Source organism: Vibrio amylolyticus (assembly GCF_023145695.1).
Lineage (GTDB): Bacteria > Pseudomonadota > Gammaproteobacteria > Enterobacterales > Vibrionaceae > Vibrio > Vibrio amylolyticus.
The window spans coordinates 157,989-172,257 of the sequence record NZ_JAJHVV010000004.1 but is presented as its reverse complement, the minus strand read 5'-3'; the positions used below and the strand labels follow the sequence as shown (position 1 = coordinate 172,257).

Genomic DNA, 14,269 nt, shown 5'->3' with positions numbered 1-14,269 from the left:
TATGAACATTCGTGATTTAGAATATTTGGTAGCACTGGCTGAGCACCAGCATTTTCGCAAAGCGGCAGAGTCTTGCTTTGTTAGCCAGCCAACATTGAGTGGACAAATACGTAAACTGGAAGAAGAGATAGGCAGTGCGCTGTTAGAGCGAAATAGTCGTAAAGTGCTGTTTACTGAATCTGGCTTGCAGCTGGTAGAGCAAGCAAGAGTGATTCTTTCGGAAGTGAAGCGCTTCAAAGATATGGCCAGCGGGCAAAGTGGTGAAATGGTTGGCCCAATGCAAATCGGCTTCATTCCAACCATTGGCCCCTACATACTGCCGAGAATTATTCCCGAGTTAAAAGCCACCTATCCAGAGCTTGAGATGTATTTGCATGAATCTCAAACCCATGATTTGGTGAGAAAGCTGCAAGATGGCAAACTAGACTGCTTAGTATTAGCCTCGGTAGCAGAGACAGCACCGTTTAAAGAAATAGAGCTCTATGATGAGCCACTAACGCTCGCGGTACCGAGTGATCACGAGTGGGCTGGGTTGGAGTTTCTTGATGTCGAAGAGCTCAATGGTCGAACCGTTTTAATGCTTGGAGATGGTCACTGCTTGCGAGATCAAGCGTTGGGTTACTGCTTTGCCGCTGGTGCGAAGGAAGATCAGCGCTTTAAAGCAACCAGTTTAGAAACGTTACGCAATATGGTGGCTGCTGGTGGCGGCATCACACTACTGCCTGAGCTCTCTGTTCCAAAAGAATCGACGAAAGACGGCGTTTGCTACGTGAAGAAAATGGACCCACAACCTTCTAGAAAGATTGTTCTAGCGTATCGACCGGGCTCCCCTTTGCGTGCTCGGTTTGAACAGTTGGGTAAAACCATTCAGTCCATCTTACAGTCAGAATAACCTCATTCAATATTCTATCTACGACTAAATACTGATAGATAGGGCGTTAAACAAAAAAGGGTTGGCAATGATTGCCAACCCTTTTATTTTGTTGCTCATCGCCAGTTAGAAGAGTTCTTCACTGTCAGAGTTTGAGTAAATAGTATCGGTCAGTGATTCCTCAATGTACTCAGTTGGCTCTGTGCCCTCTAAGAAATATTCAAACATAGAGCTTGAGTCAAACTTATTAGTGAGTAGTCCTGAGTCTCTATCAATACGTACACGGACAATATTACTTGGAATCTGTTTCGCTTGAGTCGGAACACCGTCTAGAGCGACCTGCATAAAGTCGACCCATGCTGGTTGAGCGGTTCTCGCTCCCGCTTCACCACCGGTGATTTGGTCCTTACCTAGATTTTTATTCGTCGTGGTTTTTCCTAGCTTACGGTTGTGGTTATCAAAACCAACCCAAGAGATTGCGACCATACCTGGGCCATAGCCGTTATACCATGCATCTTTTGAATCGTTTGTTGTCCCGGTTTTTCCACCAATGTCACGACGCTTCAGCGGTTGTGCACGCCAACCTGTGCCGTTCCAACCGGTACCGCTACGCCAGTTACCACCACCCCAAACGTTGCTGTACATCATTTCACGCATCAAAAATGCAGTTTGTTCAGAGAGAACTTGTGGCGCGTATTGAGGCTCTTGTGGCTCGCCAGTTGGCTCAACATCTTGCTCCATGAATTCCTGCTCCAATGAGTCATTGGTTGAATCTTGAGTTAAAGGAGCAATTTCACAATTTTCACGGCAAATCTCTTTTGGTGTCGCTTGCCATTCAATATCACCGAATCGGCTCTCTACACGGCTAATGTAAAATGGGTCAACGTAGTAACCACCATTGGCAAATACTGAGTAACCTTGCGCCATCTTGACGGGCGTTAAACTGCCGGCACCTAGGGCGATGGTTTCAGAACGGGGTAGTTGATCCATTTCAAAACCAAAGCGGGTGAGATACTCACGGGTTTCATCTAAGCCAACAGCACGAAGAACACGAACCGCCATTACGTTCTTGGAGGTTGCTAAACCAATACGAACGCGTGTAGGGCCGATGTAGGTTGGTGGTGAGTTTCTTGGGCGCCAAGCGGTGCCTTGAGTTTTATCCCACTGGTTAATTGGTGCATCGTTAATCAATGTTGCTAACGTCATGCCATCATCCACTGCCGCCGCGTAGATAAACGGTTTGATACTAGAACCGACTTGGCGAACTGATTGAGTGGCACGATTAAACTTGTTATGAACAAAGTTAAAGCCGCCAACTAAAGATAACACGGCGCCGTTGTCTGGGTTCATCGCGACAAACGCTGTATTCGCTTCCGGAACTTGGCTTAAGCGCCAAATCATATTGGGTTCAGATGCCGTTTCTAACTCATCTTCGTCAATATTGCTCTCAGTGATTAGAACGTCACCATTGGCTTCATCGTTAAGCTCAGGCAACTTTGTTCCACGAACCCAAACAAGTTGACCGGTCGTGGCGATATCGCTAGCGCGTTTTGGCGCAGGGCCTTGACGATCATCATTAATGAATGGTCGAGCCCATTTCATTTCGTCCCATTCAATGGTCTGAGTACCACGTCCTTTCACTTCCACTTGTAGGGTCTTCTCTTCAACCGCTGTGACTACAGCAGGTCGAAGATCGCTGTAGATAGGTTGTGGACGAAGGAACTGTTTGATCTCTTCATTGGTAAGCGGCGTTTCATCTTCTTTCCAAGCGGATTGCTGTGGTTGACGGTAGCCGTGGCGTTCATCGTAAGCAATCAAGTTGTTTATAGCCGCTGTGTTCGCCGCTTTTTGCAGCTTAGAGTCAACCGTGGTGTAGATGCTTTTACCTTGAGTGTATGCCGCTTCACCATCTTGCTCGACTAACCAAGCACGTGCTAATTCTGCTACGTAAGGAGCGCGCAGTTCTATCTCTGCACTGTGGTAGCGAGATTCAATCGCTTCAGCACGTGCTTCTTCGAATTCAGCTTGAGTGATGTACTGCTCATCGAGCATTCGACGCAATACAACGTTTCGACGAAACGTTGCTCGATCCAGAGAATAGATTGGATTCATGGTTGAAGGTGCTTTTGGCATACCTGCAAGGGTGGCCAGCTCGCTCAATGTGAGATCATTAAGATCGCGCCCAAAGTACGTTTGAGCGGCAGCGCCAAAACCGTATGAGCGATAGCCTAAGAAGATCTTATTGACATAAAGCTGCATGATCTCTTGCTTGCTTAGCTCCTGTTCAATACGAATCGCCAAGAAGATCTCTTTAATTTTTCGCATGATCTTTTTCTCATTAGATAAGAAAAAGTTACGAGCAAGCTGCTGAGTAATGGTACTCGCGCCTTGTTTCGCAGAGCCTGACATTGCAACCACAATAGCAGCACGGCCTATACCAATTGGATCAATACCGTAGTGGCTATAAAAACGGCTATCTTCGGTCGCAATTAAAGCTTCAATGAGATGCTGAGGAATATCCTCGTACTCAACCGGTGTTCGTCTCTTTTCGCCAAATTGAGCAATCAACTTTCCATCTTGACTGAACACTTGCATCGGTGCTTCAAGTTCTACATGTCGCAGTTCTTGTACATCTGGCAGGTCAGGTTTTACGTAAAAGTAGAAACCAATGATCGTACCGACCCCAAGAATCGTGCAAATCAATGTGAATATAAATAGTCGCTTTATGAACTTCACCGAAGAATCCCTGATTAGTAGAGGTGGCGATTATGCAACCCCTTGTATTCTAAATTAAAAATAAACTTAACTTTTAGTGCTGGTGCTAAGGCTAACAACGATACCTATTGATAGCAATGATACCTATTAATAGTGAATGGCGTCACTGGGAGCAAAACACATGGGTAAATCATTAATTACGGGTATAGATATTGGTCACTATAGTATTAAAGCCGTGGTATTAAAGCCAGCGAGTGAAGGTTATTCGCTGGTAAGTTTTAAAGAGTTGCCAATATCTGCGAGCGTATTCTCTGACAATCACAGCGTAGATCATCAAGAAATTGTAAAAAAACTAACAGAACTGAGAAAGAGTCTACCTCTGTTTAGCCGTAGAGTTGCAATGTCCATTCCCGATAATGCCGTGATCAGTAAAGTGCTAAGGATTGATAACGACCTAGATGAGCGCGAAACTGAATTTGCCATCTATCAAGCCTTTTCTCACCAATCCCCTTTCGCTATAGAAGATCTTAGCTTAGATTTTGTGAAAGTAGATGACAGCAGCAAAACGCCAACAGTTGCTTATCAAGTTTATGCGACCAAAAGAGAGGTGGTCGATAGCCGATACGCTGCGGCCAAAAAAGCCGGTTTTACCCCCGTTCTTTTTGATGCTCAAGCGCATAGCTTAGTGAGCCTATGGCAGTTAATGGCCAGTCAAACGGGTAGTCGTAATTGGTTGCTCGCCGACATTGGCTACACCCAAACCTCTCTGTGTATGGATTTCATCAATACCCCCCCATTTTGTAAAGATATCGCGCTTGGCACCCAGTTTATGGATCAAGAGTCCTCTTCAATGAACTCATTACTTGAAAACCGAGCAGAGCAATTTATTCCGCTTATGATTGAGCGTTTGCAAAGACAGCTGCAAATGTTGATGTCAATGAAGGGTACCCCAAAAGTCGCCGGTATTTGGCTATCTGGCGGTGGAGCGACGACCTCGATGCTCGTGGATGAAATTGAGCGAAAGCTAGGCATTGAGTGCCAACTCTTCAATCCATTTAACCTGTTTCGTTGTACATCGAGCCGGAAGCTTTCTCGGCGTCAGGCTTTGTCGCTTCAGCAAGAATCTAATCGTTTTAGCACTGCGGCAGGCATTGCTATTCGTGCCAATGATTGGTTGGAGGCGAGCGATGTTAGCTAGTATTAATCTACTCCCATGGCGAGATGAGAGGCGAGAGCAGCACAAAAGACGGTTTGTGAGTTTAGTCGTCTTGACGCTTTTACTCTCGTTTTTGATCCAATACGCACTCGGCTGGTATTTCTCTGGAGAGCTTCAGCAGCAGCAGGGGCGCATCAACTATTTTACTCAATATATTGAGCAACTTGATCGGCGCATTAATGATTTAAAACTCACCGAGCGAGATCATGCCGCGTTGCTCACTCGTCTTTCTGTGGTAGAGAAACTACAAAAGTCCCGTAATAGAAGTACCGAATTCATGGTAGAGATTCAAAATCTTATCCCTGAAGGTGTTTACGTCGACAAGATTAAATTGAATGGTCATGACGTTGAAATGGTCGGTATCAGTGACAGTACCGCTCATCTTGCGGGTATGCTCGATAATCTAGAAAAATCGGCGTTCTTATCTGATGTTTACATGCACTCCATTGTTCATGACCAAAAGCGATTCAATCACAGGTTTCAAACCTTCAAAGTCTCTTTTCGTATCGCACTGAATGAGCCCTCTCTGAAGGACACTGGAGGGGAGAATGGCTAGATTTCAAGATCTGGATCTGGATGAGATTACAGAGTGGCCAATGTTGCCTCAACTTGGCGCTTTGCTGTTACTGCTTGTCCTTTTGCAAGCCGCAGCGGGTTGGTTTTATATCATGCCTAAAGTAGAGCGTCTCGATGCGCTTAAACATCAGGAGCACGTCCTAAAGTCAACGTTAAGAATCAAGGCGAATAAGGTGGCAACGCTGCCTAAGTTGCGAGTGCAGTTGGATGAGCTTCAAGAGCGCTATGACTACCTTATGCGTCAGTTGCCTGAGCAAAAAGAGCTCGCCAGTATGCTCGCATCCGTCAATGAGTTTGGTTTAAAGAACTCGCTTACTTTTACTCGCATTGATTGGGGACAAAAGCAAAACCAAGAGTTCTTATATCGCTTACCCCTTAACATTGAACTAACGGGTAGCTACAACGATATCGGTCATTTCTCAGAGGCGATTGCCAATTCGCCTCGAATCATTGTGTTGGAAGATATTGATTGGCAACGCGTGAGCCAAGAAAGCAGTACGTTGCACTTTCGAGTTAGAGCCTACACCTATCAATTTAAGTCGGAGGTCAGTGATGAAGATTAATGTATTCACTTGGCTACTTTTTATTGCTTTTTTGTCAGGCTGCAATGCCAATCAAGATTCGATGGATGAGTTTATTCAACGTGTGGAGTCACAGGCTCGCGTTGATGTAGAGCACTTGTCTCCTATGCTTGCTTTTCAAGCCTACCCGTATCAATCCCAAGGGTTTCGTCAGCCGTTTGTTCTGCCTATTGCTGCCATAGTGCAAGAGCAGCCTATTGTAAAAAAGGATTGTTGGCAGCCGAGCAAACGCAACAAATCAGGACGGCTTGAGCGCTACCCGATCAGTAAGTTGAAATTGAAAGGCGTCATGGGAAGTTCAGGTCAGGTTTCCGCGCTGATTCAAACCCCTAAAGGTCAAGTCGTTAAAGTGGGGAAAGGGCAATTTATTGGCCTGAACAACGGCAGAGTCACCAGGGTGACCCCAAGCTATTTATTGATCAATGAAACCTTGCCTGATGGGCTCGGTTGTTGGAGCAAGCGTAACGTTAAGCTTGCTCTTAAGTAGGATTATTTGTTTTGAGATATCACCATGATTAAAGGATTAACCATAAAAATGACGATTGTTTTCTGTCGGCAATTTGGCGGCAACTTTATTGCCCTTATTACAGCCCTAGTTATCGCTACGGCATTGATTTCTGGCAGTGCGTTAGCGGCCGATAGTAATCAATTGAAGGGTATCGATTTTCGGCTCGATAGCGAGAAAAATGCACAGATTATTATTGAGCTAGCATCACAATCTTCGGTAGTGGATGTTAAAAAAGTTCAAGAGGGGTTAAGTATTGAACTACTTAAAACCGATGTCGGTGATGATCAGCTGTATTTGCTTGATGTGAAAGACTTCGCGACCTCTGTTGAGAGTGTTGAGGTGTTTCGCAAAGAGCCGAGTACTCTGTTACTGGCGACTATTGTCGGTGCGTATGATTACAACTACAGCCTTAAGGGGCGCTATTTAGAGATCATTGTCACCGCACTTAAAGAGGATCAGGCACCGAAAGAGGCAAGCTTACTAGAAAAAGAGGGCAAGCTTATCTCTATTAACTTTCAAGACATTCCGATAAGAAACGTTCTCCAGCTTATTGCCGATTATAATGAGTTTAACCTTGTGGTCTCTGACTCGGTCTCTGGCAATCTAACGCTGCGCCTCGATGGCGTTCCTTGGCAGCAGGTGCTGGATATTATATTGCAGGTCAAGGGGCTTGATAAACGTGTGGAAGGCAATGTTATTTTGGTTGCGCCTAAAGCTGAGCTTGATCTTCAAGAGCAACAGAAGTTAGAAAAATCACGTTTAGCGGAAGAGCTAGGAGACCTTTCATCCAAGATCATCAAGATTAACTTTGCCAAAGCGTCAGATATTGCAGAAATGATTGGGGGGGATGGCAGCGTAAGTATGCTGTCTGATCGTGGCTCAATTACGATTGATGAAAGAACCAATTCTCTGTTACTGCGTGAGTTACCTGAAAACATCGACATCATCGAAGAGATTGTTGCTTCATTGGATATACCGGTGAAACAGGTACAGATTGAAGCGAGAATTGTCACGATCAATGAAGGAAACCTAGATGAGTTGGGGGTGAGGTGGGGCTTTACCAATACTAATGGGGATAATACCGTGGGTGGTTCCATTGAGAGTAATCTGTGGCAAAAAGGCCTGCTAGATGAAGATACATTACCGATTGATGACTTCCTCAATGTTAACTTGGGGGCCACATCGGCGAATGCTTCTTCGATTGCATTCCAGGTCGCTAAGTTAGGGTCGGATATGCTGCTTGATCTGGAACTGTCAGCGTTACAGCGAGAGTCCAAAGCAGAAATTATTTCTAGCCCGCGTTTAATTACAACCAATAAAAAGCCTGCGTACATTGAGCAAGGAACAGAGATCCCTTATTTAGAGTCCTCTTCAAGCGGCGCAACCACTGTCGCGTTTAAAAAAGCGGTATTGAGTTTAAAGGTCACGCCTCAGATAACACCAGACAACCGCTTAGTGCTCGATTTGAGTGTCACGCAAGATAGACCCGGTGAAGTGGTTAAGACGGGTACAGGTGAAGCCGTGGCGATCGATACTCAACGAATTGGCACACAAGTCTTGGTGAATAATGGGGAAACCGTCGTACTTGGGGGGATTTATCAGCACAGTACCACCAACTCGGTGGACAAAGTGCCACTGCTTGGCGATCTGCCTTTGTTAGGGGCTCTTTTTCGTCGAACCTATGAGCAGAAAGGCAAAAGTGAGCTGTTAATTTTTGTCACTCCGAAAGTGATTCTTCAGTAGCAGAAAATAAATAATCGCGATCAACAAAAAATAAAGTTGCATTAGTGGCATCAGATCTAGATAATTTCGGGTCTTATCACGAAACATCTGTGAGGAATAGGTGCCACAAGCAATTATATGACCTGATTATATCGGGTGTCACTTGTGGCGATGTCATTGAATTAACGATGTAAAATACTCCTAAAAACATGGCTGAGAAACGCAATATCTTTCTTGTTGGCCCAATGGGCGCCGGCAAAAGTACAATTGGTAGACACCTTGCACAACAACTGCATATGGAGTTTTTAGACTCTGATACGGTTATTGAAGAACGCACAGGTGCTGATATCGCATGGGTTTTTGATGTTGAGGGCGAAGATGGCTTCCGTAAGCGTGAAGAATCTGTCATCAACGATCTAACTGACAAGCAAGGCATTGTTCTTGCGACAGGGGGCGGCTCTGTAAATAGTAAGGATAACCGTAACCGTCTATCTGCACGAGGCGTTGTTGTATACTTAGAAACAACAATTGAAAAGCAACTTGCGCGTACAAATCGCGACAAGAAGCGTCCTCTGCTGCAAACTGACAATCCGAGAGACGTATTAGAGTCTTTAGCGGATGAGCGCAATAATCTATACGAAGAAGTGGCAGATTATACCGTTCGTACAGACGACCAGAGTGCAAAAGTAGTAGCCAACCAGATCGTAAAAATGCTAGAAGAACGTTAAGTCGTTTTTTATCGGAGAGCAAACCATGGAACGGATTACGGTCAGTTTGGGCGAGCGAAGCTACCCAATCTCTATCGGTGCCGGATTATTTGATAATTCGGCACAACTTTTTTCTTCTTATCTCAATCAAGAATTTTCTGCCTATCAGAAAGTCGTGGTTATCAGTAATGTGACTGTGGCACCGCTTTATGCTGATCAAATTTTGACTCAGTTTAAAGAGCTTGGTTGTGATGTTTCACTATTAGAATTACCTGATGGTGAACAGTACAAGAGCCTCGATACGTTTAATCAAGTGATGAACTTCCTATTGGAAGGGAGCTACAGCCGTGATGTTGTAGTGGTTGCACTTGGTGGTGGCGTTATCGGTGATCTTGTAGGATTCTCTGCTTCGTGCTATCAGCGCGGCGTTGATTTTGTCCAAATTCCTACCACATTACTTTCTCAAGTGGATTCTTCTGTTGGCGGTAAAACTGCCGTGAATCACCCGCTTGGCAAAAACATGATCGGGGCGTTTTATCAGCCTAAATCCGTCATCATTGATACTAACTGTTTATCGACGTTGCCAGAGCGAGAGTTTGCGGCAGGCATCGCTGAAGTCATTAAGTACGGTATTATTTATGATGACGCTTTCTTTGTTTGGTTAGAAGAGAACTTAGATAAACTCTATGCGCTTGATAAAGAAGCACTTAACTACGCCATCTCTCGTTGTTGTGAAATAAAAGCCGAAGTCGTTGCACTGGATGAAAAAGAGTCCGGTATTCGTGCATTATTGAACTTGGGTCATACATTTGGTCATGCCATTGAAGCAGAACTAGGGTATGGTAACTGGTTGCATGGGGAAGCAGTTTCATCAGGAACGGTAATGGCCGCGAAGACCGCTCAGCTACAGGGATTAATCTCTGAGCAGCAAGTTACGCGAATTATTTCTATACTGAAAAGTGCCAAGTTACCTGTGCATACTCCAGAAAGCATGGCTTTTGGTGATTTTATGAAGCACATGATGAGAGACAAAAAGGTATTGGCCGGAGAGCTTCGCTTAGTATTGCCAACCAGTATTGGTACAGCTGAAGTCGTTAAAGGTGTTCCTGAGAGCGTGCTTGAGCAAGCCATCGATTTTTGTCGTAGCGTATAATTTTATTTCTAGACAGTGAACTGTCAGTAGGACGGCCTAATGAGTTTGACGCATGAATCCCGTGTGTTGGAGTTAGAGTCTCAGACCGAGTTGCTTGAGCGCTTACAACTGTTAACCAATTTTGGTTCTAACCTTGTCACGGTTGGTGGCGAGATTGGTGCTGGAAAATCATGGTTGGCACAGCGTTATTTGGAAGCTTGGGCTCAAGATAAAAACCAGTCATTATTGATGTGTCACCCAAATCAAGATGACACTCAGCGACGTTCTACCATTTTAAATCAAGTCATTTCTAACCCTCTCTTTAGTCCGCAAGATTCACTCATTGATAGCCTTAAATTGATCTTAGATGGTGAGCCTTGTGATCTAGTGATCGTGGTTGACGATGCTCACCTATTGACTGAATCTTTTATTTCAGAGCTCTGGATGCTAGTGCTTGAAGCACAAAGTGACCCACACTGGAGTATCAATGTCGTCCTTTTTGCAAAGTCTAACAGTATTGAAGGTCTGCTGACTCGCCTAAGCTATGGTCAAGAGCATAAGCCAATTGAGCTTGAAGTCGATATGCTTAGTGAAGAAGAAGCTGACCGCTTTTTTGAGTTTCTGGTGATCCGTTATGTTGATAACGATCTCGAGAGGCGAGTTCGTCAGGTGTATAAAAAGACATTACCGTTACCCGGTGAAATCATGGCATTAGGGGATCATAAAGTGGAAAAACGCATCATCATCCGTTCAATTGTTGGTTCACCTGCAAAAATAGCAGCGATAATCATTCTACTGTTACTTGCTATTGGTGGTGGGTACTACTGGATGATGGGGCAACCTTCACCCGACGAAAAAGCACAGCAGATTACTGAGAATCTTGAACAAACAGTGATCCCGACATTGCCTAGTGTCTCTTCCTCTGTCGATACAACTGATAGCCAAGTGGCTCAAGAGCAAGAGGCTGATGTCATTGACCCTAGTTATCAAGGCGCAGACGATGACAGTCTATCTTTGCCTGATGATGTGGTTGATCAAACCGTTAGCGTTGGCTCTGCCGACGATAATCAGCAGCGTGTGGTCATTACCTCGGATGTGGTTGACGCTTTACTTGATGATAAACCCGTGGATACAAGCAATATTGATAACGCTATTGCCGATGCTAAACAGCAATCTAGCGAGACGAAGGTTGATGTAGATCGTGGAGAGGCTGTTGAAGTAGAAAGCGCAGAAGAGCAGCCGCCAACAGAAAAGACCATTACGTTCTCTTTCTCGAGAGAGGCGCTACTTGGGTTCTCCCCTCGAAGTTACACACTTCAGTTAGCGGCAATGAACTCTTTGAGCGAAGTTCAAATGTTTATTGAACAGTACTCACTTCAAAACAGTGTACGTATCTACCCTACCGTTCGAAATGAAGTCGAATGGTACATCGTGACTTATGAAAACTACCCGACCATACAAATTGCTCGTGATGCGGTAGAAACGTTACCAAAAGAGCTTCAAGAGCTTAGCCCATGGGCAAAATCAATGAGCCAAGTGCATCGCGAAATTGAACGTGCAAAATAACACTGAGGTTAGCGCGAAAATGTGTTACATTCCGCACCCTTATTTTGTGGTGGATAGACAGAGCAGTAGATGAAAAAGCAGCGTGCCTTTCTAAAATGGGCTGGTGGTAAATATGGCCTAGTTGAAGATATCCAACATCACCTGCCACCTGCTCGAAAATTAATTGAACCCTTCGTTGGTGCGGGCTCTGTATTTCTTAATACGGACTTTGAGCAGTATCTGCTTGCCGATATTAATCCTGATCTAATCAATCTTTATAACTTACTTAAAGAGCAGCCTGAGCTTTATATTTCTGAAGCTAAACGTTGGTTTACCCCCCATCATAATCAAAAAGAAGTCTATTTAGATGTACGCGCTCAGTTCAATGCCACTGATGATGTGATGTACCGCTCTTTGGCCTTTCTCTATATGAACCGTTTTGGTTTTAACGGACTGTGTCGTTATAACAAGAAGGGTGGCTTTAACGTCCCTTTCGGTTCTTATAAAAAACCGTACTTCCCTGAAGCGGAAATGGAATTCTTTGCACAAAAAGCGAAGAAAGCGACCTTCATCTGTGAAGGCTACGTGGATACGTTCAAGCGTGCTCGCAAGGGGAGTGTTGTTTATTGCGATCCTCCTTATGCGCCACTGTCGACAACGGCTAACTTTACCTCTTACGCAGGCAATGGTTTTTCATTGGATGATCAAGCGGCATTAGCCGATGTTGCAGAAAAAGCGGCCTATGAACGTGGAATCCCCGTGCTTATTTCCAACCACGATACAACACTGACTCGTCGTCTGTATCATGGTGCAGAGCTAAACGTGGTTAAAGTAAAGCGTACGATTAGCCGTAATGGTGCTGGGCGAAATAAAGTGGATGAACTACTGGCACTGTTTTACGACAAACAGAATCATATTGCCGACAATTCCGCATAACGCCCTTAACTAACTTCTCTGCACTCAGCCTCAAGTTTATTCTCTCAAGTTTCGGCTAAACACTAGGATCTCACTGCTTGCTTAGGTAGAATTGCGCGCGAAACTTGTTCAACGCCAATTTTATCTAAATAGTTTTTCTCGGTTCAATATGCACCCGTTAGCTGCTTATCCATTTAAGCATCGAGCTTTTATGCACTGACCCATTAAAGCTGAATCCATTACAGACATAGCACAGAGGCTAGGTATGAAAGACTTTCTTATCGCTCCATCCATTTTATCTGCAGATTTTGCTCGCCTAGGCGAAGATGTTGAGAGAGTACTCGCGGACGGTGCCGATGTTGTGCACTTTGATGTCATGGATAACCACTATGTACCGAACCTAACGTTTGGCGCGCCAATTTGTAAAGCACTCCGTGATTACGGCATTACTGCACCTATCGATGTACACCTCATGGTGAAACCAGTGGATAGCATTGTTCCTGAGTTTGCCAAAGCAGGCGCCTCAATGATTACGTTCCACGTCGAAGCGTCAGAGCATATTGATCGTACACTTCAGCTAATTAAAGAACACGGCTGTAAAGCGGGCGTAGTGTTAAATCCTGCAACGCCTCTGTCTTGCCTAGATTACATCATGGATAAAGTGGATATGATTTTGCTGATGTCAGTAAACCCTGGCTTTGGTGGGCAATCTTTCATTCCGAATACGCTTGATAAATTGCGTGCCGTTCGCAAGATGATTGATGAATCCGGTCGCGATATCCGTTTGGAAATCGATGGTGGTGTTAAGGTTGATAATATTCGTGAAATCGCCGAAGCGGGTGCGGATATGTTTGTCGCAGGTTCGGCAATTTTTAATCAGCCAAATTACAAAGAAGTGATTGATGAGATGCGTGCTGAGCTTGCTCAAGTTAATAAGAAGTAAATGCTCAAGCATAATAAGATAAATTTGATATTAAGGGGCCACGATGCCCCTTTTTTTATAAGTATTAGAGTAGGAAGAAAGATGTCGTTAAGCTCAATTAAACTGATCGCTTTTGATTTAGACGGAACATTACTTGATAGTGTGCCTGACTTAGCTGTCGCCGCTGATCAAGCGGTTCAAGAACTCGGTTTTCCATCGGTAACCGAAGAGCAAGTTCGTGATTATGTCGGTAATGGTGCTGATATTTTGATTGGTCGAGCGCTTAGCCAAAACTTGACGGTCGATCCTGAACTGAGTGAAGAAACTCGCAGTAAAGCTCGTATCTTGTTTGATGACTTTTATGAGCAAGGTGGCCACAAACTCAGTCATTTATACCCGTCTGTCAAAGAGACATTAGCTGAATTAGACAAAGCGGGCTTTACCATGGCATTGGTGACCAATAAACCGTCTAAATTCGTTCCTGACGTCTTGGCGCAACATGATATTGCTAAGTACTTTGTTGATGTGATTGGTGGTGACTCTTTCCCAGAGAAAAAGCCAAATCCAATGGCGCTTAACTGGTTGCTGGAAAAGCACGAGCTTAAGGCCGATGAAATGTTGATGGTCGGTGATTCGAGCAATGATATTAAAGCGGCGAAGAATGCGAATTGCCACTCGTTTGGTCTGACTTATGGCTATAACCATGGTGAGCCAATTTCAGTTTCTAACCCAGACTACGTCGCTGATGATATTTCACAATTACTAGAAGTTGTCTTAGTTTCAGCGTAAAGCTCTTGGTTTCAGAACAAAGCTTAGAAAACTTGCAGAATGCCTCTGGTAATATACTTGCCAATGAGTA

At 44.6% G+C, this 14,269-nt stretch carries 12 protein-coding genes and 1 pseudogene; 12 read left to right on the top strand and 1 reads right to left on the bottom strand.

Going from position 1 to position 14,269, the window contains the following annotated elements:
- The first annotated feature begins 1 nt into the window (after position 1).
- Positions 2-892, top strand: a complete 891-nt coding sequence (gene oxyR, locus KP803_RS07775) for a DNA-binding transcriptional regulator OxyR (RefSeq protein WP_248008261.1) — start codon at positions 2-4, stop codon at positions 890-892.
- A 105-nt stretch (positions 893-997) separates the two neighbouring features.
- Here the strand turns inward: oxyR and KP803_RS07770 are convergent, their stop codons facing one another.
- Entirely contained in the window at positions 998-3,607 is a 2,610-nt protein-coding gene (locus tag KP803_RS07770; protein WP_248008260.1) for a penicillin-binding protein 1A, read from the bottom strand.
- 160 nt (positions 3,608-3,767) lie between these two features.
- Here KP803_RS07770 and pilM point away from each other — a divergent pair, with 160 nt between their 5' ends.
- From pilM to KP803_RS07715, 11 genes and pseudogenes are all read left to right on the top strand, one after another.
- On the top strand, positions 3,768-4,784 hold the full coding sequence (gene pilM, locus KP803_RS07765; protein WP_248008259.1) for a type IV pilus assembly protein PilM: 1,017 nt from the start codon (positions 3,768-3,770) through the stop codon (positions 4,782-4,784).
- Positions 4,774-5,358 carry a PilN domain-containing protein gene (locus tag KP803_RS07760; RefSeq protein WP_248008258.1) on the top strand — a complete coding sequence of 195 codons (585 nt, stop codon included), beginning with the start codon at positions 4,774-4,776 and terminating at the stop codon, positions 5,356-5,358. The genes pilM and KP803_RS07760 overlap by 11 nt, the downstream gene beginning before the upstream one ends.
- Entirely contained in the window at positions 5,351-5,941 is a 591-nt protein-coding gene (locus tag KP803_RS07755) for a type IV pilus inner membrane component PilO (protein WP_248008257.1), read from the top strand. The genes KP803_RS07760 and KP803_RS07755 overlap by 8 nt, the downstream gene beginning before the upstream one ends.
- The gene (locus KP803_RS07750; protein ID WP_248008256.1) at positions 5,931-6,446 is read left to right on the top strand and encodes a pilus assembly protein PilP; all 516 of its coding nucleotides are present in this window, start codon (positions 5,931-5,933) and stop codon (positions 6,444-6,446) included. Before KP803_RS07755 ends, KP803_RS07750 begins: the two co-directional genes overlap by 11 nt.
- A gap of 135 nt (positions 6,447-6,581) precedes the next feature.
- A pseudogene (locus KP803_RS07745) lies at positions 6,582-8,210 on the top strand (type IV pilus secretin PilQ); the annotation flags it as partial.
- 188 nt (positions 8,211-8,398) lie between these two features.
- A complete protein-coding gene (gene aroK / locus KP803_RS07740; protein WP_248008254.1) occupies positions 8,399-8,917 on the top strand; it encodes a shikimate kinase AroK in 519 nt (172 codons plus the stop codon).
- A 25-nt stretch (positions 8,918-8,942) separates the two neighbouring features.
- Positions 8,943-10,049, top strand: coding sequence for a 3-dehydroquinate synthase (gene aroB / locus KP803_RS07735; RefSeq protein WP_248008253.1), 1,107 nt, complete (start codon positions 8,943-8,945; stop codon positions 10,047-10,049).
- A 39-nt stretch (positions 10,050-10,088) separates the two neighbouring features.
- Complete coding sequence (locus tag KP803_RS07730) at positions 10,089-11,594, top strand: AAA family ATPase (RefSeq protein WP_248008252.1); 1,506 nt, start codon at positions 10,089-10,091, stop codon at positions 11,592-11,594.
- Positions 11,595-11,663: 69 nt separating this feature from the next.
- On the top strand, positions 11,664-12,509 hold the full coding sequence (locus KP803_RS07725) for a Dam family site-specific DNA-(adenine-N6)-methyltransferase (protein WP_248008251.1): 846 nt from the start codon (positions 11,664-11,666) through the stop codon (positions 12,507-12,509).
- 244 nt (positions 12,510-12,753) lie between these two features.
- Positions 12,754-13,431, top strand: a complete 678-nt coding sequence (rpe, locus tag KP803_RS07720) for a ribulose-phosphate 3-epimerase (RefSeq protein ID WP_248008250.1) — start codon at positions 12,754-12,756, stop codon at positions 13,429-13,431.
- Between the two features lie 81 nt (positions 13,432-13,512).
- Positions 13,513-14,199 (top strand): phosphoglycolate phosphatase, encoded by a 687-nt coding sequence (locus tag KP803_RS07715; protein ID WP_248008249.1) that lies wholly within the window; start codon positions 13,513-13,515, stop codon positions 14,197-14,199.
- Positions 14,200-14,269 lie beyond the last annotated feature (70 nt).